Genomic DNA, 20,615 nt, shown 5'->3' on the forward strand with positions numbered 1-20,615 from the left:
CAGACATCGCACGCGTCCCGTTGACACCGCGCACCGCAAATCCTATATCGCGACCTCACCCCATCTTCCGAGATAGAGCCTGACTTTGCGCAGCGGGCTGTACGGATAGGTCGTTGGGGATTTCGACAGGCGTGGAAAGCTGCGGTAAACCGGCAACGGTTGCCTGCGGCTTTTTTCGCGTCGAAGCGCTCGCGATTTTGATTTTTGACAGGCGAGACAATCACTTATGGCGACCAAGGCGAAGTCGGTGGGCAAGACCCTCGAAGCAACCGCAAGCAAGCGAATCCGTAAGCTGTTCGGCAACATCCACGAAGCGGTGGAGATGCCCAACCTCATCGAGGTTCAGCGCGAATCTTACGAACAGTTCCTGCGGTCCGACCCCTCGGTCGGCTATGTTTCGGGCCTTGAAAAGACGCTGCGCAGCGTTTTTCCGATCCGCGATTTCGCCGGCACGGCCGAGCTCGACTTCGTCCATTACGAACTTGAATCGCCGAAGTATGACGTCGACGAATGCCGTCAGCGCGGCATCACCTATGCGGCGCCGATGAAGGTCACGCTGCGCCTGATCGTTTTCGAGGTCGACAGCGAAACCGACACCCGTTCGGTCCTCGATATCAAGGAGCAGGACGTTTACATGGGCGACATGCCGCTCATGACCGAGAACGGCACCTTCTTCGTCAATGGCACCGAGCGCGTTATCGTGTCGCAGATGCACCGTTCGCCGGGTGTGCTCTTCGACCATGACCGCGGCAAGACCCACTCGTCGGGCAAGTTTCTTTTCGCCGCGCGCGTGATTCCGTATCGCGGATCGTGGCTCGACTTCGAATTCGATGCCAAGGACATCGTCAACGTCCGTATCGACCGCAAGCGCAAGCTGCCGGTTACCAGCCTGCTGTACGCGCTGGGCATGTCGGGCGAAGAAATCCTCAACCATTTCTATGACCGGCTGGTCTTCGAGCGCGCCGAAAACGGCTGGCGCGTGCCCTTCATGGTCGAAAACTGGCGCGGCGCGAAGCCAGCTTTCGATGTGGTGGATGCCAAGACCGGCGAAGTCGTGTTCGCGGCGGGCCACAAGATCAGCCCGCGCCTTGCCAACAAGGCGGCGAAGGACGGTCTCGACACGCTGCTGATCCCGACCGAGGAAATCTTCGGCCGTTACTCGGCCTATGACCTGATCAACGAGTCGACCGGCGAGATCTATATCGAAGCTGGCGACGAAGTGAGTGCCGAGAATCTCGAGAAGATCGACGCCGCGGGGATCGACAAGCTCGTCCTGCTCGACATCGACCACAACAACACCGGCCCGTGGATTCGCAACACGCTGAAGGCCGACAAGGCCGAGGACCGCGACCAGGCGCTTTCGGACATCTACCGCGTGATGCGCCCCGGCGAACCGCCGACGCGCGAAACTGCGGAAGCCTTGTTCGGCGGCCTGTTCTTTGACCCCGAGCGTTACGACCTGTCGGCCGTGGGCCGCGTCAAGCTCAACATGCGCCTTGGCCTCGAAGCCGAGGACACGGTCACCACGCTGCGTAGCGACGACATCCTCGCCGTCGTCAAGGAGCTCGTGAACCTGAAGGACGGCAAGGGCGAAATCGACGATATCGACAACCTCGGCAACCGCCGTGTCCGTTCGGTTGGCGAACTGCTCGAAAACCAGTATCGCGTTGGCCTGCTCCGCATGGAGCGCGCCGTGAAGGAGCGCATGAGCTCGGTCGATGTGTCGACCGTGATGCCGAACGACCTGATCAACGCGAAGCCAGCGGTCGCCGCGGTGCGCGAATTCTTTGGTTCGTCGCAGCTTAGCCAGTTCATGGACCAGACCAACCCGCTGTCGGAAGTCACCCACAAGCGCCGCGTGTCGGCGCTCGGGCCGGGTGGTCTGACCCGCGAGCGCGCGGGCTTCGAAGTCCGCGACGTTCACCCGACGCACTATGGCCGTATCTGTCCGATCGAAACGCCGGAAGGCCCGAACATCGGTCTGATCAACTCGCTCGCGACCTTTGCGCGCGTGAACAAATATGGCTTCATCGAAACCCCGTATCGCAAGATCATCGACGGCAAGGTCACGACCGACGTCGTTTACCTGTCGGCGATGGAAGAGCAGAAGCACACCGTTGCGCAGGCGAACGCCGACCTCAACCCCGATGGCAGCTTCATCGACGAGCTGATCTCGGCGCGCGAAGCCGGCGAGTTTCTGATGGCGCCCAAGGATCAGATCACACTGATGGACGTGTCGCCGAAGCAGCTTGTTTCGGTCGCGGCCTCGCTGATCCCGTTCCTGGAGAACGATGACGCCAACCGCGCGCTCATGGGATCGAACATGCAGCGTCAGGCTGTGCCGCTGATCCGGGCCGAAGCGCCCGTCGTCGGCACCGGCATGGAAGAAACCGTTGCACGCGACTCTGGTGCCGCCATCGCGGCGCGCCGCGGCGGCGTGATCGACCAGGTCGATGCGACGCGTATCGTTATCCGCGCGACCGACATGGTCGAACCCGGCAAGTCGGGCGTCGACATCTATCGCCTGCAGAAGTTCCAGCGTTCGAACCAGAACACCTGCATAAACCAGCGTCCGCTGGTGAAGGTGGGCGAGATCGTCCGCGCGGGCGACATCATCGCCGACGGTCCCTCGACCGAACTCGGCGAACTGGCGCTGGGCAAGAATGTGCTCGTCGCGTTCATGCCGTGGAACGGCTACAATTATGAGGACTCGATCCTCATCAGCGAACGCATCGTGAAGGACGACGTGTTCACCTCGATCCACATCGAGGAATTCGAAGTCACCGCGCGCGACACGCGTCTTGGGCCGGAAGACATCACGCGCGACATCCCGAACGTCGGCGAGGAAGCGCTTCGCAACCTCGACGAAGCGGGCATCGTCTATATCGGCGCCGAAGTCGGCCCCGGCGACATCCTCGCGGGCAAGATCACCCCGAAGGGGGAATCCCCGATGACGCCGGAAGAAAAGCTGCTCCGCGCGATCTTCGGTGAAAAGGCCAGCGACGTGCGCGACACCTCGCTCCGCCTGCCGCCGGGCGTGTCGGGCACGGTCGTCGAAGTCCGCGTCTTCAACCGTCATGGTATCGACAAGGACGAACGCGCGATCGCGATCGAACGCGAAGAGATCGAACGTCTGAAGCAGGATGCCGACGACGAACGCGCGATCCTTAACCGTGCGACCTTCTCGAGCCTCAAGGAACTGCTCATCGGTCAATCGACCAGCGCCGTGCCGAAGGGTCTGAAAAAGGGCGATGTCGTCACCGAAGAGATGCTCGTCAATCTCGACCGCGCCGACTGGTGGAAGCTGGCTGTTGTCGAAGACAATGCCCAGACCGCATTGGAAGCGATCAAGGCGCAGTATGACGAAGCGATCAAGCGGATCAGCGCGAAATATGAAGATCGCGTCGAAAAGCTGCAGCGCGGCGACGAACTCGCCCCGGGCGTGCTCAAGATGGTCAAGGTCTTCGTCGCGGTGAAGCGTAAGCTGCAGTCGGGCGACAAGATGGCCGGCCGTCACGGCAACAAGGGCATCATCAGCCGCATCCTGCCGATCGAGGACATGCCGTTCCTGGAAGATGGCACGCACGTCGACTTCGTGCTCAACCCGCTGGGCGTGCCGTCGCGCATGAACGTCGGGCAGATTCTCGAAACGCACCTCGGCTGGGCATCGCGTGGCTTCGGCCAGCAGATCACCGCGGCGCTCGAGGATTGGCGCATGGCGAACCCCGACCCCGAAGCGGGCGCTCCGCCCGAGGCGGTTCGCGAGGCGCTGTTGCAGGCCTATGGCGATGAATATGCCGATGAGATCAAGGCGCGGACCACGGAAGAGGTCGTCGAACTCGCCGGAAACCTGTCGGTCGGCGTGCCTTTCGCGACCCCGGTGTTCGACGGCGCGCGTGAAGGCGACGTGTCGGCGATGCTGGAACGCGCGGGTCTCGACCGCTCGGGTCAGGTCGATCTGTACGATGGCCGCACGGGCGACCGTTTCGACCGCAAGGTGACGGTGGGATATATGTATATCCTGAAGCTGCATCACCTGGTCGACGACAAGATCCACGCGCGTTCGATCGGGCCGTACAGCCTCGTCACCCAGCAGCCGCTGGGCGGTAAGGCGCAGTTCGGTGGCCAGCGCTTCGGTGAAATGGAAGTGTGGGCGCTGCAGGCTTATGGCGCGGCGTACACGCTTCAGGAAATGCTGACGGTGAAGTCCGATGACGTGATCGGCCGCACCAAGGTTTACGAAGCGATCGTCAAGGGCGACGACACCTTCGAGGCCGGCATTCCGGAAAGCTTCAACGTGCTCGTCAAGGAAATGCGCTCGCTGGGCCTCAACGTCGAACTGTCTTCCTATGAGGAAGTAGATCCCGACAACGCCCCGGATGCCCTTCCCGAAGCCGCCGAATAAGATCTTTTCCTCACCCCCTTCGCCGCCGCGGCGGCGAAGGGGGCAGAGTGGAGCCTAGAATATGAACCAGCTTACCAACTTCATGAACCCGGTCGCGAAGCCCGAAACCTTCGACATGATCAAGATCGGCATCGCGAGCCCCGAGCGTATCCGCTCGTGGTCGTTCGGCGAGATCAAGAAGCCCGAAACCATCAATTACCGCACCTTCAAGCCCGAGCGTGACGGCCTGTTCTGCGCACGTATCTTTGGCCCGATCAAGGATTATGAATGCCTGTGCGGCAAGTATAAGCGCATGAAATACAAGGGCATCGTCTGCGAAAAATGCGGCGTCGAAGTCACGGTGACCAAGGTTCGCCGCGAGCGCATGGGCCATATCGAGCTCGCCGCGCCTGTCGCGCACATCTGGTTCCTGAAGTCGCTGCCGTCGCGCATCGGCCTGCTGCTCGACATGCAGTTGAAGCAGCTCGAGCGCGTCCTCTATTTCGAAGCCTATATCGTTCTTGAGCCCGGCCTGACCCCGCTCGAGAAGTTCCAGCTTCTGACCGAAGACGAACTGCTCGACGCGCAGGACGAATATGGCGAAGACGCGTTCTCGGCCGGCATCGGCGCCGAGGCGATCCGCGTGCTCCTCGAGAACCTCGACCTGGAGCAGGAACGCATCGACCTGATGGAGGACCTCGCGACGACCAAGTCGGAGCTGAAGCCCAAGAAGATCATCAAGCGCCTCAAGGTCGTGGAATCGTTCATCGATTCGGGCAACCGCCCCGAATGGATGATCCTTGAAGTCGTACCCGTGATCCCGCCCGAACTGCGCCCGCTGGTGCCGCTCGACGGCGGCCGCTTCGCGACGTCGGACTTGAACGACCTCTATCGCCGCGTGATCAACCGTAACAACCGTTTGAAGCGCCTGATGGAACTGCGCGCGCCGGACATCATCGTCCGCAACGAAAAGCGCATGCTGCAGGAAGCCGTCGACGCATTGTTCGATAACGGCCGCCGCGGCCGCACGATCACGGGCGCCAACAAGAGGCCCCTCAAATCGCTGTCCGACATGCTCAAGGGCAAGCAGGGCCGCTTCCGTCAGAACCTGCTCGGCAAGCGCGTCGACTATTCGGGCCGTTCGGTCATCGTGACCGGTCCCGAACTCAAGCTGCACCAGTGCGGCCTACCGAAGAAGATGGCGCTCGAGCTGTTCAAGCCGTTCATCTATGCCCGCCTCGACGCCAAAGGTCTGTCGATGACGCTGAAGCAGGCGAAGAAGTGGGTCGAAAAGGAACGCAAGGAAGTCTGGGACATCCTCGACGAGGTTATTCGCGAGCACCCGGTCCTCCTGAACCGTGCCCCGACGCTTCACCGCCTCGGCATCCAGGCGTTCGAACCCGTGCTGATCGAAGGCAAGGCGATCCAGCTGCACCCGCTGGTCTGCGCTGCGTTCAACGCCGACTTCGACGGTGACCAGATGGCCGTTCACGTCCCGCTGAGCCTCGAGGCCCAGCTGGAAGCGCGCGTGCTGATGATGTCGACCAACAACATCCTGAGCCCCGCGAACGGCAAGCCGATCATCGTTCCGTCGCAGGACATGGTTCTCGGTCTCTATTATCTCTCGATGGAGCGCGAAGGCGAACCGGGCGAGGGGATGCTTCTGGCGGACATGGCCGAAGTGCATCAGGCGCTGTTCACCGGCGCGGTTACGTTGCACACCAAGGTGGTGAGCCGCGTTCCGCAGACCGACGAACAGGGCAATGAGTATCTGAAGCGCTTCGAAACCACGCCGGGCCGCATGCTCATCGGCGAATGCCTGCCGAAGTCGCACACCGTGCCCTTCGACGTCGTCAACCGCCTTCTGACCAAGAAGGAAATCGGCGACGTGATCGATCAGGTCTATCGTCACACGGGCCAGAAAGAGACGGTGCTGTTCGCCGACGCCATCATGGCGCTGGGCTTCCGCAACGCGTTCAAGGCGGGCATTTCCTTCGGCAAGGATGACATGATCATCCCGGCGTCGAAGGAAGGCATGGTCAACGAAACCCGCGCCTTGGTGAAGGATTTCGAGCAGCAGTATCAGGACGGCCTGATCACGCAGCAGGAAAAGTACAATAAGGCCATTGATGCGTGGTCGCAGTGCGGCGACAAGGTCGCGAACGCGATGATGGACGAAATCCGCGCCGAGCCGAAGGATCCGAAGACGGGCCGGTTGGCCCCGATCAACTCCATCTATATGATGGCGCACTCGGGTGCTCGTGGTTCGCAGGCTCAGATGAAGCAGCTTGCCGGTATGCGCGGCCTGATGGCCAAGCCGTCGGGCGAGATCATCGAAACGCCGATCATCTCGAACTTCAAGGAAGGCCTGACCGTTCTCGAGTATTTCAACTCGACCCACGGTGCGCGTAAGGGTCTGGCCGATACGGCGCTCAAGACGGCAAACTCGGGTTATTTGACCCGCCGTCTGGTCGACGTGTCGCAGGACTGCGTCGTCATTGAGGAAGATTGCGGCACCGAACGCGGCATGGAAATGCGTGCGATCATTCAGGGCGGTTCGACGATCGCCTCGCTGGGTGAACGCATCCTTGGCCGTACCACGCTCGAAGATGTCGTCGACAAGGACGGCAATGTCATCGCGCCGGTCGGCACGCTGCTCGACGAACCGACGACGCAGCGGATCGAGGACGCCGAAGTCCAGTCGGTCAAGATCCGTTCGCCGCTGGTTTGCGAAGCGACGCTGGGCGTTTGCGGCAAATGCTACGGCCGCGACCTTGCGCGCGGTACGCCGGTCAACATCGGTGAAGCTGTCGGCGTTATCGCCGCGCAGTCGATCGGTGAACCCGGCACGCAGCTGACCATGCGTACCTTCCACATCGGTGGTGCGGCGCAGGTCAACGAGCAGTCGAATGCCGAAGCGATTTCGGACGGTACGATCGAATATCGCGACATGGCGACGATCGTCGACCAGCGTGGCCGCCGTCTGGCGCTGTCGCGTTCGGGCGAAATCGCGATCATCGACGCCGAAGGCCGCGAACGCGCGACGCACAAGCTGCCCTATGGTGCGCAGATCATGCACAAGGACGGCGAGAAGGTGAAGAAGGGCGACCGGATTGCCGAATGGGATCCGTTCACCATGCCGCTCATCACCGAAAAGCAGGGCGTCGTGAAGTATCAGGATCTGGAAGACACCAAGACCCTGATCGAACAGGTCGACGAAGCGACGGGCATCGCCCAGCGCGTCGTGATCGAATATCGCTCGGCGGGTCGCTCCAAGAAGGAAGACCTGCAGCCGCGCCTGACCTTGCTCGACGATCAGTCGGGTGAAGCGGCGCGCTACCTGCTCGCGGTCGGCACGATGTTGTCGGTCGAGGACGGTCAGGAAGTGCAGGCGGGCGACGTTCTAGCGCGTGTCAGCCGCGAAGCGTCGAAGACGCGCGACATCACCGGCGGTCTGCCGCGTGTTGCCGAGCTGTTCGAGGCACGCATTCCGAAGGACAACAGCGTTATCGCGAAGATCAGCGGCCGCATTGAATTCGTCAAGGATTACAAGGCGAAGCGCAAGATCGCGATCGTTCCGGAAGAAGGCGATCCGATCGAGTACCTCATTCCCAAGTCGAAGGTGCTGGAAGTGCAGGAAGGCGACCAGGTCAAGCGCGGCGACGCGCTGATCAGCGGTTCACCGAACCCGCACGACATCCTTGACGTCATGGGCGTGGAAGCGCTGGCCGAATATCTCGTCGCGGAAATCCAGGAAGTCTACCGACTGCAGGGCGTGAAGATCAACGACAAGCACATCGAGGTGATCGTTCGCCAGATGCTGCAGAAGGTCGAGATCACCGCTGGCGGCGACACCACCTTGCTGCCGGGCGAACAGCTCGATTATCTGGAGATGATGGAATATAACGCCAAGCTGCCGAAGAATGGCGTGCCGGCGGAGGGCCGTCCGGTTCTTCTCGGCATCACCAAGGCGTCGCTGCAAACGCGCAGCTTCGTTTCGGCGGCATCCTTCCAGGAGACGACCCGCGTTCTCACCGAGGCTTCGGTGCAGGGCAAGATCGACTCGCTGCAGGGACTCAAGGAAAATGTCATCGTCGGCCGCCTCATCCCGGCGGGCACCGGCGCTGCCATGAACCGCGTTCGTGTTACCGCATCGAGCAAGGATGCCGCGCTGCGTGCATCGATGCGCGCCGCGAACCAGGCGCATCTGATCGCGCCGCAGACCGCCGCCGAAGAGCATGCCGCCGAACTGGCGCAGGGCCCCGAAGCCGCGATCGGCAACGATCCGCTGGGCGCGGTCGAAGGCGAAACGCATGGCAGCGATGCCGATGCGGGCGATTACCTGATCAAGGGCGACGAGGCGTAAGCCTGACCGCCGCTTTCGGGTGAGAGCCTGAAAAGAACAGCCCCGCCGGAGCGATCCGGCGGGGCTTTTTCTTTGTCCGCTTTGGGGTGGAAAGCGGATGTCGCCGTGCTAGCCTTCACAAATGTCTGCAAAACGTGATCTGTCGGGCCTTATCGAAGTTGATGATCATGAGTATCATTGGGCTATCGAGCGGGAGCCGCAATGGTGCACAGCCGACGGCTGGCGTGGCATGGTCGTCAGCCTGCGCCGAGCGGATGCGCAGCGCGAAGCATTATTGGAATTTCCAATGCCGTCGGCCCGACGTTCGGCCCTGCAACCTCAATTGCGTCGCCCCCAAGTCAACGGGTCGATTGTTGCGAATGGAGTCCGAGCGGCTCTGGCAGCAGGATGGGAACCGACTAGTCGGGGAAAACCGGCGGTTTTTGAAGTCGACGCCAACGGCAACTAATGGTCGTTTTTAGCCCTTCGTCATCCCGGACTTGATCTGGGATCCAATGGCGCGACGGCAGGTGTCGAACCCGGATCAAGTCCGGGTGACGATGGAGAGCCGATCCCGCGGGGCTTTTTCTTTGTCGCCAAGCTGATGGCTTGGCTGTTTCCACGGGAGGGAAGGCGGTGCCCGCCGCGGGTTGCGCGCTGATGGAGTGCCGCGGCGGGATCACGCTAACGATTATCAATCCCGACCAATATCGCCCGGATATCGTCAAACGCGGCAGAGGCGCTCAAGACCGCGGGTGCCTTTGGGCCCTATTGGGGCGTCGAAGTAGCGGGGCTCAACGAGCAGTTGATCTGAGCACAGGCGAGCGCGACCGAAGTGTTCCTCGATATCCCCTAACGCTTCACCGTCCGGCCAAAGGGGTGACCGACCCCCGCCGGAGCAGACGTTTTACCGGACGCTAACCATATATCGTTAAGCCCGGCCGCCGATGCATGCCGGCCGTCGCGCATGCGAATGGGGTAAGCCTGGTAAATGCAGATCGCGCGCGATTTCCCTTGGCGCTGGGCTCTTTGGTGGCTCGTGCTGCCAAATCTGGCGTTCATCGCGATGTGGCCGATCGGCGGACCGCGTATGGCGGTGCCGATGACGATATGCGGCGTGATCATCCTGCTGGCGTCGGGCTGGGGCCATCATCCCGCGCGGACATTGCTCGCCATCGCCATGTTTGCCTTCAGCTTGATGCTTTACACGACAATGTCGTTCAATCTCGAACCGACGGAGATGCTGAATTCGATCGAATTTGCAGGTGAGCTCGACCCTGTTCAGTCGCCCGAATATCTGTTTGGCGGCGTGGTGCTGGCGGCATCGCTCGTTGCGCTCGTCGTGCTCGGACCGCGCATCCCGCCGCTCAAGACGCGCGACCATAGAATTGTGGCAGTTGCACTGATCCTGTTGCTGATCAACGCCGATGTGTTTGCAACCGCCGCGACGCGCGGTTCCTATAAGATGCGTGCGCCCGAAGGCGTACCGGTCGACTCCGCTGCGATTCAAAACGACATCAGGCCTGCGACGGTCAAGGCCCGCAACCTGCTCGTCATCGTCGTCGAATCCTGGGGCGTATCGTCCGATCCTTACGACCGCGCCTTGCAGGATCAGCTCTGGAACCCCAGGCGATGGAGCGGGCGTTATGAGGTGACGCGCGGCAAGAGCCGCTATTATGGTTCGACGACAAGCGCCGAATTGCGCGAGCTGTGCGGCGTCTGGTCGGCGGGTTTCAAATCCTATGATTTCGACCGGGCCGACTGCCTGCCGAAAGAATTTCGCGTTGCGGGTTTTCAGGTCGATGCGATGCACAGCTTCAACGGCGTCTTCTTCGATCGCGCGGTCTGGTATCCGAAGATCGGTTTCGAGCGCGCGCTGTTCGCGAAAGAGCTGATCGCTAGGGGGGCCGATCATTGCAGCGGCAGCGTGTTTCCGGGCGCTTGCGACAATGACATCCCGCGTCTGATCGGCCAGCGGCTCCGCGAAGAGCCGGGCATACGCAAATTTATATATTGGCTGACGCTCAATGGCCATATCCCGGTGCCGGCCAGTCCGGAGCTGGGCACCGATGATTGCCGGCTTGGCGATGCGGCATGGCGGGACCAATATCCGATGCTGTGCCGCGGCTTCGAATTGCAACGGCAACTCGCCGACAGCATTAGTGCGGAAATCATGAAGCCCGATTTTCCCGATACCGACATTTTGATCGTCGGCGATCATATGCCGCCTTATTTCAAGCGCGATATGCGCATGCGGTTCGACTCTGCCCATGTGCCGTGGATCATGCTGCGCAGCCGGCACGGAGCCAAGCCACCCGCGCAAGCACGCGTCGCGTCCCAATGAAAAGGGCCCACCGGGGTGGCCGGTGAGCCCTTGGTCCTGGGATTGTTCGGGCCGGTGCGACTGCGCCGCTAAGGCGTCCGGCCCTTGGCTGTCCTAGGGCGCGAGGATCGCGACGGCGAGGTACAGCAGCAGAGGCAGGCCGAAGCCCAAAAGCGTCAGGGCAACAAAGCCGACGCGCGTCCACAAGACGTCGATGCCGAACTGGTCTGACATGCCGGCGCACACGCCGAAGATCATCCCGTCGCGACGATTCTTGCGAAAACCCTGTTTCATTTCTTTCCTTTCCATCCCGGCCATAGGCCGGCGTTATTCAGCGCGGCGGTTGATCAGGCGACCAGACCGTTCGGGCCGACAGCAGCGAGAAACATGATCGAGCAGTAAAGCGAGGCAACAGCGGCGATCGCGTAGCTCTTGAACGAGTCGACATTGAAATGGGCCATGATATTTTCCTTCCTTGAACCTTCCATCCGGGCCATCCGGGGGATGCCGACACTAATGCAGAGACCGTGCCAATTCCATTCATCGGCGGTTAACTGCGGTTTTACGGCTCGCGACAGATTATTTCGTCGCGAAAAATGCGCTAGAATGGTGAAAAATCCCGTTCTTAGGAAAAATATCAACGGAACCTTGGCTGGAGTTGGGCTGGAAACGCGCGGGGCGCTGGGGTAGGCGCTAGGGCAGATGACGCTGACCCGCCTTTCGCTGACCGATTTTCGCAATCATGCCGGCGCGGACATGGCGGCCGCACCGGGGCTCGTCGCGCTCTACGGCGACAATGGCGCGGGCAAGACCAATATATTGGAGGCGATTTCTCTGCTCGCGCCGGGGCGCGGGCTGCGCCGTGCAGCACTGTCCGACATGGTGCGCGACGGGGCGAGCGGTGGTTTCGCCGTCTTTGCCGAGGTTCAGGCGGGAGCCGACCTCGCGCCGGTGGCGCTGGGGACGGGGATCGAGGCCGCGCAGCCGGGACGGAGGATCGTCCGCATCAACGGTGCGACGTCTGCGGCGACTGCGCTGGGCGACTGGCTGGCCGTGCTGTGGCTCACCCCCGCTATGGACCGGCTGTTCGTTGAGACCGCGGGCAATCGTCGGCGCTTCCTCGACCGCCTCGTCCTCGCGCTCGACCCGCGGCATGCGCAGCACAGCAATCGTTACGAGGCGGCGCTCCGTGCACGGGGAAAGCTGCTCGCGGATCCGGGGCAGGCCGACCAGCAATGGCTGACGAGCCTTGAGGCGCAGCTTGCCGAACATGGCGCGGCGATGGATGCGGCGCGCCAGCATATGCTCGCGGGGTTGTCAGCGGAACTTGCCGGGCAGCCTGATGCGCCGTTCGCGCGGCCGCTGCTGACGCTGGTCGACAGCGAGGGCGCGGCACGGGCCGCGCCGCACGAGGTCGAGGCGCTCCGGGCGCTGTTCGCGTCGCGCCGCCGCATCGACGCCGCTGCAGGGCGCGCGACCGCCGGCCCGCATCGCGACGATCTGGCCGCCGTCCACGCCGCGACGGGCCGTGCGGCGGCGCGCTGTTCGACCGGCGAGCAGAAGGCGATGCTGCTTTCGCTCGTCCTCGCGCACAGCGACAGCGTCGCGCGCGCGCGGGGGCAAAGGCCGGTGCTGTTGCTCGACGAGGTCGCGGCGCATCTCGACCCGTTGCGCCGCGGCGCGCTTTACGAGCGGCTGGCGGGGCAGGGCGGGCAGGCGTGGCTTACGGGCACCGAGGCGGCGTTGTTCGACGACATGCCGGGGCCGGTAACGCGGTTCCGGATCGCGGGTGGGCGGATCGTCGCCGGTTAGCTTTCGCCCGTCTAGCCCTCTCCCCTTGGGAGAGGGTTGGGTGAGGGTGTCTGAGGTTCGTCTGCGCAGTTGACGGGTGATCCTCACCCAACTTCGGCTAGGTTGCTGCGCAACCAAGCCTGCATATCCCTCTCCCGACGGGAGAGGGTGAACGCCCGGTTCCCACCCCATGGCAGTCGATCGATTTAAAGGATCTCGTGCACCCGGTCCTGCGGACGACACAGCCTTACGCCCTTGTCGGTTTCGACAAACGGGCGTTCGACATAGGCCGGATTGGCGGCCATCGCGGCGATGATTTCGTCTTCGCCCGCGTCCTTGAGTCCGCGCTCCTCGGCGTCGGTACCGCGCAGGCGCAGGGCGTCACGCGCGGTCAGGCCGGCGTCGCCGAACAGCTGGCGCAGCTTGTCGGTGCTGTACGGATTTTTGAGATATTCGACGACGGTCAGCGCGACACCCGGCGTTTCCTGAAGGATCGCCAGCGTCTTGCGCGAGGTGCCGCAAGCGGGGTTGTGCCAGATGGTCGCGTTCATCAGCCCGCCCTAACGCGCGCTTACAGCAGCGTAAACCCGCTATTCATAGCATATATGGCACATCTTCCCGCATGAAGGGGAACCATCAACTTGCCTTTCACGGCCAACGCACGACTTATGCAAAGTCGAGGGACCGTCAAACGGCGGCTTATGCGGGGTTGTTGCTCAAGTGAATGAATTGATCGATCGCAGGGCGCTGTTGGCCGGGATCGCAGGGGTAGGGGCCGCGGCCGCCACTTCGGCGCGTGCGCAGTTGCCCAACTGGATACAGCAGCCGGTGGCGCCCTTGCCGCCGCCGGTCGACTATCTGGCCGTGGCGAAGAAACAGCTGGCGATGCAGGGACGCAATATCCCGCAAAGCGACCGCGTCGGCGTCGTCGATTTCGGGCTTCCTTCGTCGCGTCCGCGCTTTGCGCTGGTCGACATGATCGCGGGCAAGGTCGAGATGTTCCCGGTGACGCACGGCCGCGGTTCCGATCCGCAGCACGACGGCTGGCTCAAAAGTTTTTCGAACCGCATGGGATCGCTCGCGACCTCGCGCGGCGCGTATCGCACCGGCGACTATTATTGGGGCGCCAACGGGTCGTCGATGCGTCTCGCGGGGCTGGAGCCCGACAATTATTCGGCCGATGTACGCGCGATCGTCGTGCACGGCGCCTGGTACGCCGATCCGGCGCTGATCGCGACGCAGGGCAAGCTGGGACGCAGCGAAGGCTGCTTCGTGTTCGGCGAAGAGCTGTTGCCGATGATTCTTTACAAGCTCGGGCCGGGGCGGCTGTTGTTCGCCGACCGGCTAAGTGCACCGCCGCCGATGCCGGGGCCGTTCGAGCTGCCGCCGGCCGATCCGCTGCCGGGCATGGAGAATCTGCGGCGCGCGAGTTCGGTCAGCGGGCAGTTGCCGAAGACGGCGGATTGATAACGCCGCGTCAGTTTTGCGGTAGGAAGCGGCCGTTCCCGTTTTCCGTTCGTGTCGAGCGAAGTCGAGACACCCATCGGCGCGACGCCTAGCCTGAGGGGCATCTCGACTTCGCTCGATGCGAACGGGTTGGGGATGCGGAAACGGCTAGCTCTGGTCGCTATCCGGCGCTCAATAAATCCCTGAAGTCCCCGGCGTCGTCGTGCGTACGGTCGTGACCGTTGGCACGACTTCGGGCGGTGCCGGTGCGATGATCGTCGCGGTCGGGCGGCCGGGTTGCGAAAAGCTCGCCACGACAGGCGCGTCGCGGCCGTAGATGTCGGCGAGCTTCTTCACGCCGCCCTTACCGTCGGGAATGACGGTCCAATAGGCGACATAGACGGGAAAGGGCTGGTCGAAGCCGAAGCGCGTCGTCTTGCCGCTCGCGATCGCTTCGCCAAACTCCTCGGGGCTCCGCCCCGCGAACATCACCGCCATCAGGCCCGAGAAATGCAGCGCGCGCTCGGTGCGGATACAGCCATGGCTGAACGCGCGCGCGGCGGCATTGAACGCGCCCTTTGACGGCGTGTCGTGAAGATAGATCGCATGCTCGTTGAGCATCTCCATCTTCATCACGCCCAGCGCATTGTTCGCGCCCGGCTGCTGCACGACCGACAGCGTCTTGCCTTTACCCGTCCAGGTATAGCCCTGCCGGCGCGCCGACGCCGGATTGTTGGCGATCGTCGCGCCAATGCCTTCGTTGATGATGCTGCGCGGCAGCGTCCAGGTCGGGTTGACGATGATGCCCGTCGCCATCGGATTCAATTGCGGCGTCGCGGTCGATGCCTTGCCGACGACGGCCTTGTGCGTGGCGATGATCGTGCCGCCATGAACGACACGCGTCAGATATTCGGGGACGTTGCTGACGACATAGCGTTCGCCGAGCGCGCGCGGCATCCAGCGCCAGCGTTCCATATTGACGCGGATCGCATTGGCCTCGGCAGGCGTCTTCGCTTTCTTGAGCGACGTTTTGAGCGCCGCGAAATCGGGATGGACAGGGTCGAGCGTCGCGAGCGTCTCTTTCACCCTGCCGGCGCCGAGCGCAGCGGTGAGCAGCGAGATCAGGGGTTCGCTGTCGCCGTCGCTGTCGACCATGAACCATTGTTTGCGCGCCGCATTGGGCGTGCGGCCGTCGCGCAGGTGCGTCGCGAGCAGCAGGAAGGTGTCGGTTGCGGTCTTGTCGAGCCTCGCCTGATCGCCGCCAAGGATCGCGGCGGCGAGGCCGTCGGGATTATAATCCTTTGCGAACAGGCCTTCGTCGCCGACCTTTTCGATGAAGCTCAGGAGCGCGGTCGCATTGTCTTCAGACCAGTTCGGCATCTCTATCTGCGCCGCGACGACGGGGGCGTCATCCTTCACCTTGTCGGGTTGAAGGATTACCGAATCCTCCTTGACCGCCTGGGCCAGCGCGGGTGCCGCGAGCAAGCTCAGCGAAAGGATGAACGCCGCAGCGGGACGTGCCGAAAAGGGGGAGTTTTTGACCATGGTTAAAGCCCATAGCCAAAAAGCATCCACAGCGAAAGTGAGCTGCCGCTCAGCTCGGCGCAGCGCGATCATTAAATAGGGACAGTCCCTATTTATTGATGGCTTAGGCCTTCGCCGCTTCGTCCTGCTTGGCCAGCCATTCCTCGAGCCACTTGATCGTATAGTCGCCGTGGATGACATCGGGGTCGGCGAGCAGCGCCTGATGCAGCGGGATGTTCGTCTTGACCCCGGCGATCACCATTTCCTCGAGCGCGCGGCGCATCCGCATCATGCAGCTTTCGCGCGTGCGGCCATAGACGATCAGCTTGCCGATCATGCTGTCATAATAGGGCGGGATCGAATAGCCGGCATAGAGCCCGCTATCGACGCGGACATGCATGCCGCCCGCGGCGTGATAGTTGGTGACCTTGCCGGGCGAGGGCAGGAAGGTGCGTGGATCTTCGGCGTTGATGCGGCATTCCATCGCGTGACCACGAAACTCCAGGTCTTCCTGTTTGACCGAAAGATCACGGCCGCCGGCGATGCGGATCTGTTCGCGGACTAGGTCGAAGCCGGTGATCATCTCGGTCACCGGATGCTCGACCTGGATGCGCGTGTTCATCTCGATGAAGAAAAATTCGCCATTTTCCCACAGAAATTCGATCGTGCCGGCGCCGCGATAGGACATTTTGGCCATCGCGTCGGCGCAGATGCCGCCCATGCGCGCGCGTTCCTCGGCCGAGATGATCGGCGAGGGGGCTTCTTCGAGCACTTTCTGGTGGCGGCGCTGGAGCGAGCAGTCGCGCTCGCCCAAATGGATGGCGTTGCCGCGGCCGTCACCGAATATCTGAAATTCGATATGGCGCGGGTTGCCGAGATATTTTTCCATGTAAACGGTCGGATCGCCGAACGCCGCCGCCGCTTCGGATGAGGCCTGACCCATCAGGCTTTCGAGGCTGTCGGCGTCGGGTACGACCTTCATCCCGCGGCCGCCGCCGCCCGATGCCGCCTTGATCAGCACCGGATAGCCGATCTCCTCGGCCATCTTCCGGCATTCTTCGCCATAGGTGACCGCGCCGGGCGACCCCGGAACGACCGGCAGGCCGAGCGCGACCGCGGTGCGTTTCGCCTCGACCTTGTCGCCCATCGTGCGGATATGCTCGGGCTTCGGCCCGACGAAAATCATGTCATGCGCTTCGATGATCTCGGCGAAACGCTCGTTTTCGGACAGGAAGCCATAGCCCGGATGGATCGCGTCGGCGCCGGTGATCTCGGCGGCCGAGATGATCGCGGGAATGTTGAGATAGCTGTCCTTCGCCGCGGGCGGGCCGATGCACACGGCCTCGTCGGCGAGGCGGACGTGCATCGCGTCGGCGTCGGCGGTCGAATGGACCGCGACGGTCTTGATGCCCATTTCGTGGGATGCGCGGTGGATGCGCAGCGCGATCTCGCCGCGGTTGGCGATCAGGAGCTTTTCGATGGCCATTGTTTGGATCAGCCGATGGTGAACAGCGGCTGGTCGAATTCGACCGGCTGGCTGTTCTCGACATGCACGCCCTTCAGTGTGCCGGCTGCGGGAGCGACGATCGGGTTCATGACCTTCATCGCCTCGATGATCAGGATGGTGTCGCCGGCCTTCACCGCCGAACCGATGGCTGCGAAATTGGGCGCGCCGGGTTCGGGCGACAGATAGACGGTGCCGACCATCGGGGATTTCACGGCTTCGGCGAAGCTGTCTACGGCGGGTGCAGCGGCAGCGGGGGCAGCCGCCGGTGCGGCGGGGGCAGTCGCTGCAACCGGCGCCGGCGCGTAGGCGACGGGCGCCGCGGCGGCGGTCAGCGTGCGCGCGACGCGGATCTTGCGTTCGCCGTCCTCGACCTCGATTTCGGACAATCCGGTGTCGTCGAGCAGCTCGGCGAGCGCACGCACATAGGCCGGATCGACGTTGATGCCATTGTCTTTATGGTCACCCATGAGAATATTTCCTGTTGTTGCGGCGTCGGTGTTCCGACGCTCAGACCCCGTTTTTGATGCGCCCTATTGTCAGAGACGCGCGGCGGCGTCCAGCGCCAGCGTATAGCTGTCGGCGCCGTGACCCGCAAAATGATCGACCGCCGCGATGCCGACATAGCTGATATGGCGGAACTCTTCGCGCTTCATCGGGTCCGACAGATGGACCTCGATCACCGGCACCTTGATCGATTTGATCGCGTCGTGAATCGCGATCGAGGTGTGGGTGTAGCCGCCGGCGTTGAGCAATACCGCCTTGGCGCCCGCGATATAGGCCTCATGCAGCCAGTCGATCAGCACGCCTTCATGGTTCGTTTGCCGGCATTCGACGCGGAGGCCCAGCTCGGCCGCCTGCGCCTCGAGACGTGCGTGAATGTCATTCAGCGTGTCATGCCCGTAAATTTCGGGCTCGCGCGTGCCGAGCAGGTTTAGATTGGGGCCGGAGAAGACAAAGACGGTCGGCTTGTCGGTACGCTCGTTGGTCAAGGGCTTGGCTTTCGGTTGCGAGGACGCGCGCTCCCCCTATATGGGCTGCTCGGCAAAGGCAAAGCAAGGCGGGTACGCGGTGATTTCTGTGATCCTCAATGGCGAAACGCGGCAGGTGCGCGAAGGCAGCGTTGCCGATCTCGTCGCCTCGCTGGGGCTCGACGTGAAAAAGGTCGCGGTCGAGCGCAATCGCGCGATCGTGCCGCGCTCGACGCTGGCTGACGTTGCGCTCGCCGAGGGCGATGCGCTGGAAATCGTTCATTTTGTGGGAGGCGGTTGTTGACCGACACTTGGAGCGTTGCCGGGCGGACATTCACGTCGCGGCTGATTGTCGGGACCGGCAAGTACAAGGATTTCGAACAGAATGCGGCGGCGGTCGCGGCGTCGGGGGCGGAGATCGTCACCGTTGCGGTGCGCCGCGTCAATGTGTCGGACCCGAATGCGCCGATGCTGACCGACTATATCGATCCCAAGAAGATCACCTACCTGCCCAATACGGCGGGCTGCTTCAACGCCGACGACGCGATCCGCACCTTGCGGCTGGCGCGCGAGGCGGGGGGCTGGGATCTGGTCAAGCTCGAGGTGCTCGGGGAGGCGAAGACGCTCTATCCGAACATGCGCGAGACGCTGGAGGCGACCGAGGTGCTTGCGAAAGAGGGCTTCCTGCCGATGGTCTATTGCGTCGACGATCCGATCGCCGCGAAGCAGCTCGAGGATGCGGGCGCGGTCGCGGTGATGCCGCTCGGCGCGCCGATCGGATCGGGGCTCGGTATCCAGAATCGCGTGACGATCCGCCTGATCGTCGAAGGCGCGTCGGTGCCGGTGCTTGTCGACGCGGGCGTGGGGACGGCGAGCGATGCCGCGGTGGCGATGGAACTCGGCTGCGACGGCGTGCTGATGAACACCGCGATCGCCGAGGCCAAAGACCCCGTTCGCATGGCGCGGGCGATGAAGCTGGCGGTCGAGGCGGGGCGCGATGCCTATTTGTCGGGACGGATGGGGCTCAGGCGCTACGCCGACCCTTCGAGTCCGCTGGCGGGGCTTATTTGAGCATCAACGCTTCGTAACGGCCGATGTTCCGTTCTGAAAATCATTTTACGGCAAACGGTTAGTCGCAAACATACGCAACTTTACGGGCCACCCCACGTTGATCCTGCAAGAGGCGAGCCCCTCACGCCTCTGCAAAATAGGAGATACCCCATGGGTGAACTGACCGAAAAAGCCAAAGGCCTTGCCAATGAAGCTGCCGGCAATGTCAAGCAGGCCGCCGGCAAGGCGACCGACAACGAGCGGCTGCGCGCCGAAGGCGAGGCGCAGGAACGCAAGGGCGAAGCCCAGAACCTGAAGGGCAAGGTCCAAGGCGCGCTCGGCGACAAGGTCTGATCGCCAACAGCTCCCGCTTGCACGTCATGTAAGCAACGAAAAGGCCCCGGGGTATCCCTCTCCCCGGGGCCTTTTTCATGCGTTGCCTGGTCGGGTCTATTTGCCGCCGGACGCCACCAGATCGACATCCGTCATCCCGCCGTCGCGGCGCATCATCAGCACATAGGCGAGGTCGCCTTTCGTGCCGCCGAGCAAATGCTCGTTGCCGTTGACGCGGTGATCGCTGGTGTAGCCGGCGCGGATCGCCATCGTGTGATAATAATCGAGCACCGCCTGCATCGACGCCGCGGTCTGGAAGTTGACCACGCGGATGTTGCACTTGCCGCCAGCGATCCCCGCGGCTTCGCGCAGCGTCGCGCGCGGATAGACTTTGAAGGCGGCGGGCAGGCGCTCGGCCCAGCCGTTGCTATACGTCAATTTGGCGTCGCAGCTGCCCTTTTGCTGGTCGCGCGCGAGCGCGCCGATCGTCACCGGGCGTTTCTGCGCCTCGCAATCGTCGCATCCGGCCTCGAAGGGCAAGGCTTTCGGCGCGGTCAGCAGCTTGCCGGCCTTCAGTGCCGCGGCGGCCTCGGCGACCGTCGCCGCCTTGCCGCCCGCGATGCCGGGGACGCCGCCGTCGACTGGCCGATTGCCCGGACCCACAGCATATTTGTTCGACTGGCCGGCGAGCTTGGGGTCGACCATGATCTTGTCTTCAAGCGAACCCTTGATCGCGGGGTCGTCGCTCGCCAGCCCGTCGTCGAGCGGTGCGAGATCGGACTTGGCTTGGGGATTGTCCCGGCACCCGGCGAGCGGCGCCGCCACCATCAGCATGCCGGTGACCAGCCATTTTCCGCGCAACATCATCGCTAACACTCCCTTATCCTTGACAGGGGATGCCCGATTTCGCTCAAAAAGGCCCAAATAAAATGCGTTAACGCGCC

The 20,615-nt window shown here is 62.9% G+C and carries 16 protein-coding genes; 9 read left to right on the forward strand and 7 right to left on the reverse strand.

Annotation, left to right across the window (positions count from 1 at the left end; all coding sequences use genetic code 11):
• The first annotated feature begins 226 nt into the window (after positions 1–226).
• From rpoB to SKP52_RS06335, 4 genes are all read left to right on the forward strand, one after another.
• Positions 227–4,405 (forward strand): DNA-directed RNA polymerase subunit beta, encoded by a 4,179-nt coding sequence (gene rpoB / locus SKP52_RS06325; RefSeq protein ID WP_039572935.1) that lies wholly within the window; start codon positions 227–229, stop codon positions 4,403–4,405.
• Positions 4,406–4,466: 61 nt separating this feature from the next.
• The gene (gene rpoC, locus SKP52_RS06330) at positions 4,467–8,750 is read left to right on the forward strand and encodes a DNA-directed RNA polymerase subunit beta' (RefSeq protein ID WP_039572939.1); all 4,284 of its coding nucleotides are present in this window, start codon (positions 4,467–4,469) and stop codon (positions 8,748–8,750) included.
• A 121-nt stretch (positions 8,751–8,871) separates the two neighbouring features.
• Positions 8,872–9,198 carry a hypothetical protein gene (locus SKP52_RS25185; RefSeq protein WP_081997235.1) on the forward strand — a complete coding sequence of 109 codons (327 nt, stop codon included), beginning with the start codon at positions 8,872–8,874 and terminating at the stop codon, positions 9,196–9,198.
• A gap of 522 nt (positions 9,199–9,720) precedes the next feature.
• Positions 9,721–11,073 carry an alkaline phosphatase family protein gene (locus SKP52_RS06335; protein ID WP_039572942.1) on the forward strand — a complete coding sequence of 451 codons (1,353 nt, stop codon included), beginning with the start codon at positions 9,721–9,723 and terminating at the stop codon, positions 11,071–11,073.
• A 93-nt stretch (positions 11,074–11,166) separates the two neighbouring features.
• Here SKP52_RS06335 and SKP52_RS06340 read toward each other — a convergent pair whose 3' ends face one another.
• Entirely contained in the window at positions 11,167–11,370 is a 204-nt protein-coding gene (locus tag SKP52_RS06340) for a PspC domain-containing protein (protein WP_228383846.1), read from the reverse strand.
• Between the two features lie 384 nt (positions 11,371–11,754).
• On the opposite strand from SKP52_RS06340, the gene recF reads away from it, so the two are divergent.
• Positions 11,755–12,864, forward strand: a complete 1,110-nt coding sequence (gene recF, locus SKP52_RS06345; RefSeq protein WP_039572945.1) for a DNA replication/repair protein RecF — start codon at positions 11,755–11,757, stop codon at positions 12,862–12,864.
• Between the two features lie 185 nt (positions 12,865–13,049).
• On the opposite strand, the gene SKP52_RS06350 is transcribed toward recF, so the two are convergent.
• Positions 13,050–13,394 carry an arsenate reductase family protein gene (locus SKP52_RS06350; protein WP_039572948.1) on the reverse strand — a complete coding sequence of 115 codons (345 nt, stop codon included), beginning with the start codon at positions 13,392–13,394 and terminating at the stop codon, positions 13,050–13,052.
• 169 nt (positions 13,395–13,563) lie between these two features.
• Here SKP52_RS06350 and SKP52_RS06355 point away from each other — a divergent pair, with 169 nt between their 5' ends.
• Complete coding sequence (locus SKP52_RS06355; RefSeq protein WP_052207920.1) at positions 13,564–14,310, forward strand: murein L,D-transpeptidase catalytic domain family protein; 747 nt, start codon at positions 13,564–13,566, stop codon at positions 14,308–14,310.
• A 171-nt stretch (positions 14,311–14,481) separates the two neighbouring features.
• Here the strand turns inward: SKP52_RS06355 and SKP52_RS06360 are convergent, their stop codons facing one another.
• The 4 genes from SKP52_RS06360 to SKP52_RS06375 all read right to left on the reverse strand — a co-directional run bounded on the left by SKP52_RS06360 (position 14,482) and on the right by SKP52_RS06375 (position 18,309).
• Positions 14,482–15,834, reverse strand: coding sequence for a L,D-transpeptidase scaffold domain-containing protein (locus SKP52_RS06360; protein WP_167702728.1), 1,353 nt, complete (start codon positions 15,832–15,834; stop codon positions 14,482–14,484).
• A gap of 103 nt (positions 15,835–15,937) precedes the next feature.
• Complete coding sequence (gene accC, locus SKP52_RS06365) at positions 15,938–17,299, reverse strand: acetyl-CoA carboxylase biotin carboxylase subunit (RefSeq protein ID WP_039572951.1); 1,362 nt, start codon at positions 17,297–17,299, stop codon at positions 15,938–15,940.
• Between the two features lie 8 nt (positions 17,300–17,307).
• Positions 17,308–17,787: an acetyl-CoA carboxylase biotin carboxyl carrier protein gene (gene accB / locus SKP52_RS06370; protein ID WP_039572953.1), complete on the reverse strand. Its 480-nt coding sequence runs from the start codon at positions 17,785–17,787 to the stop codon at positions 17,308–17,310.
• 69 nt (positions 17,788–17,856) lie between these two features.
• Positions 17,857–18,309 (reverse strand): type II 3-dehydroquinate dehydratase, encoded by a 453-nt coding sequence (locus SKP52_RS06375; protein ID WP_039572957.1) that lies wholly within the window; start codon positions 18,307–18,309, stop codon positions 17,857–17,859.
• Between the two features lie 79 nt (positions 18,310–18,388).
• On the opposite strand from SKP52_RS06375, the gene thiS reads away from it, so the two are divergent.
• The 3 genes from thiS (at position 18,389) to SKP52_RS06390 (ending at position 19,692) form a co-directional block, all read left to right on the forward strand.
• The gene (thiS, locus tag SKP52_RS06380; protein WP_039580119.1) at positions 18,389–18,592 is read left to right on the forward strand and encodes a sulfur carrier protein ThiS; all 204 of its coding nucleotides are present in this window, start codon (positions 18,389–18,391) and stop codon (positions 18,590–18,592) included.
• Complete coding sequence (locus SKP52_RS06385; protein WP_039572959.1) at positions 18,589–19,359, forward strand: thiazole synthase; 771 nt, start codon at positions 18,589–18,591, stop codon at positions 19,357–19,359. Before thiS ends, SKP52_RS06385 begins: the two co-directional genes overlap by 4 nt.
• Positions 19,360–19,509: 150 nt before the next feature.
• On the forward strand, positions 19,510–19,692 hold the full coding sequence (locus SKP52_RS06390; RefSeq protein WP_039572963.1) for a CsbD family protein: 183 nt from the start codon (positions 19,510–19,512) through the stop codon (positions 19,690–19,692).
• Between the two features lie 96 nt (positions 19,693–19,788).
• Here the strand turns inward: SKP52_RS06390 and SKP52_RS06395 are convergent, their stop codons facing one another.
• Positions 19,789–20,538, reverse strand: a complete 750-nt coding sequence (locus tag SKP52_RS06395; RefSeq protein WP_039572966.1) for a hypothetical protein — start codon at positions 20,536–20,538, stop codon at positions 19,789–19,791.
• Between the last annotated feature and the right edge of the window lie 77 nt (positions 20,539–20,615).

Source organism: Sphingopyxis fribergensis, assembly GCF_000803645.1.
Lineage (GTDB): Bacteria > Pseudomonadota > Alphaproteobacteria > Sphingomonadales > Sphingomonadaceae > Sphingopyxis > Sphingopyxis fribergensis.

What these genes read in the sequence shown, in the direction of transcription:
- rpoB (WP_039572935.1), top strand. Translation starts at nt 227, where the DNA reads ATGGCGACCAAGGCGAAGTCGGTGGGCAAGACCCTCGAAGCAACCGCA.
- rpoC (WP_039572939.1), top strand. Translation starts at nt 4,467, where the DNA reads ATGAACCAGCTTACCAACTTCATGAACCCGGTCGCGAAGCCCGAAACC.
- SKP52_RS25185 (WP_081997235.1), top strand. Translation starts at nt 8,872, where the DNA reads ATGTCTGCAAAACGTGATCTGTCGGGCCTTATCGAAGTTGATGATCAT.
- SKP52_RS06335 (WP_039572942.1), top strand. Translation starts at nt 9,721, where the DNA reads ATGCAGATCGCGCGCGATTTCCCTTGGCGCTGGGCTCTTTGGTGGCTC.
- SKP52_RS06340 (WP_228383846.1), bottom strand. Translation starts at nt 11,370, where the DNA reads ATGGCCGGGATGGAAAGGAAAGAAATGAAACAGGGTTTTCGCAAGAAT.
- recF (WP_039572945.1), top strand. Translation starts at nt 11,755, where the DNA reads ATGACGCTGACCCGCCTTTCGCTGACCGATTTTCGCAATCATGCCGGC.
- SKP52_RS06350 (WP_039572948.1), bottom strand. Translation starts at nt 13,394, where the DNA reads ATGAACGCGACCATCTGGCACAACCCCGCTTGCGGCACCTCGCGCAAG.
- SKP52_RS06360 (WP_167702728.1), bottom strand. Translation starts at nt 15,834, where the DNA reads ATGGTCAAAAACTCCCCCTTTTCGGCACGTCCCGCTGCGGCGTTCATC.
- accC (WP_039572951.1), bottom strand. Translation starts at nt 17,299, where the DNA reads ATGGCCATCGAAAAGCTCCTGATCGCCAACCGCGGCGAGATCGCGCTG.
- accB (WP_039572953.1), bottom strand. Translation starts at nt 17,787, where the DNA reads ATGGGTGACCATAAAGACAATGGCATCAACGTCGATCCGGCCTATGTG.
- SKP52_RS06390 (WP_039572963.1), top strand. Translation starts at nt 19,510, where the DNA reads ATGGGTGAACTGACCGAAAAAGCCAAAGGCCTTGCCAATGAAGCTGCC.
- SKP52_RS06395 (WP_039572966.1), bottom strand. Translation starts at nt 20,538, where the DNA reads ATGATGTTGCGCGGAAAATGGCTGGTCACCGGCATGCTGATGGTGGCG.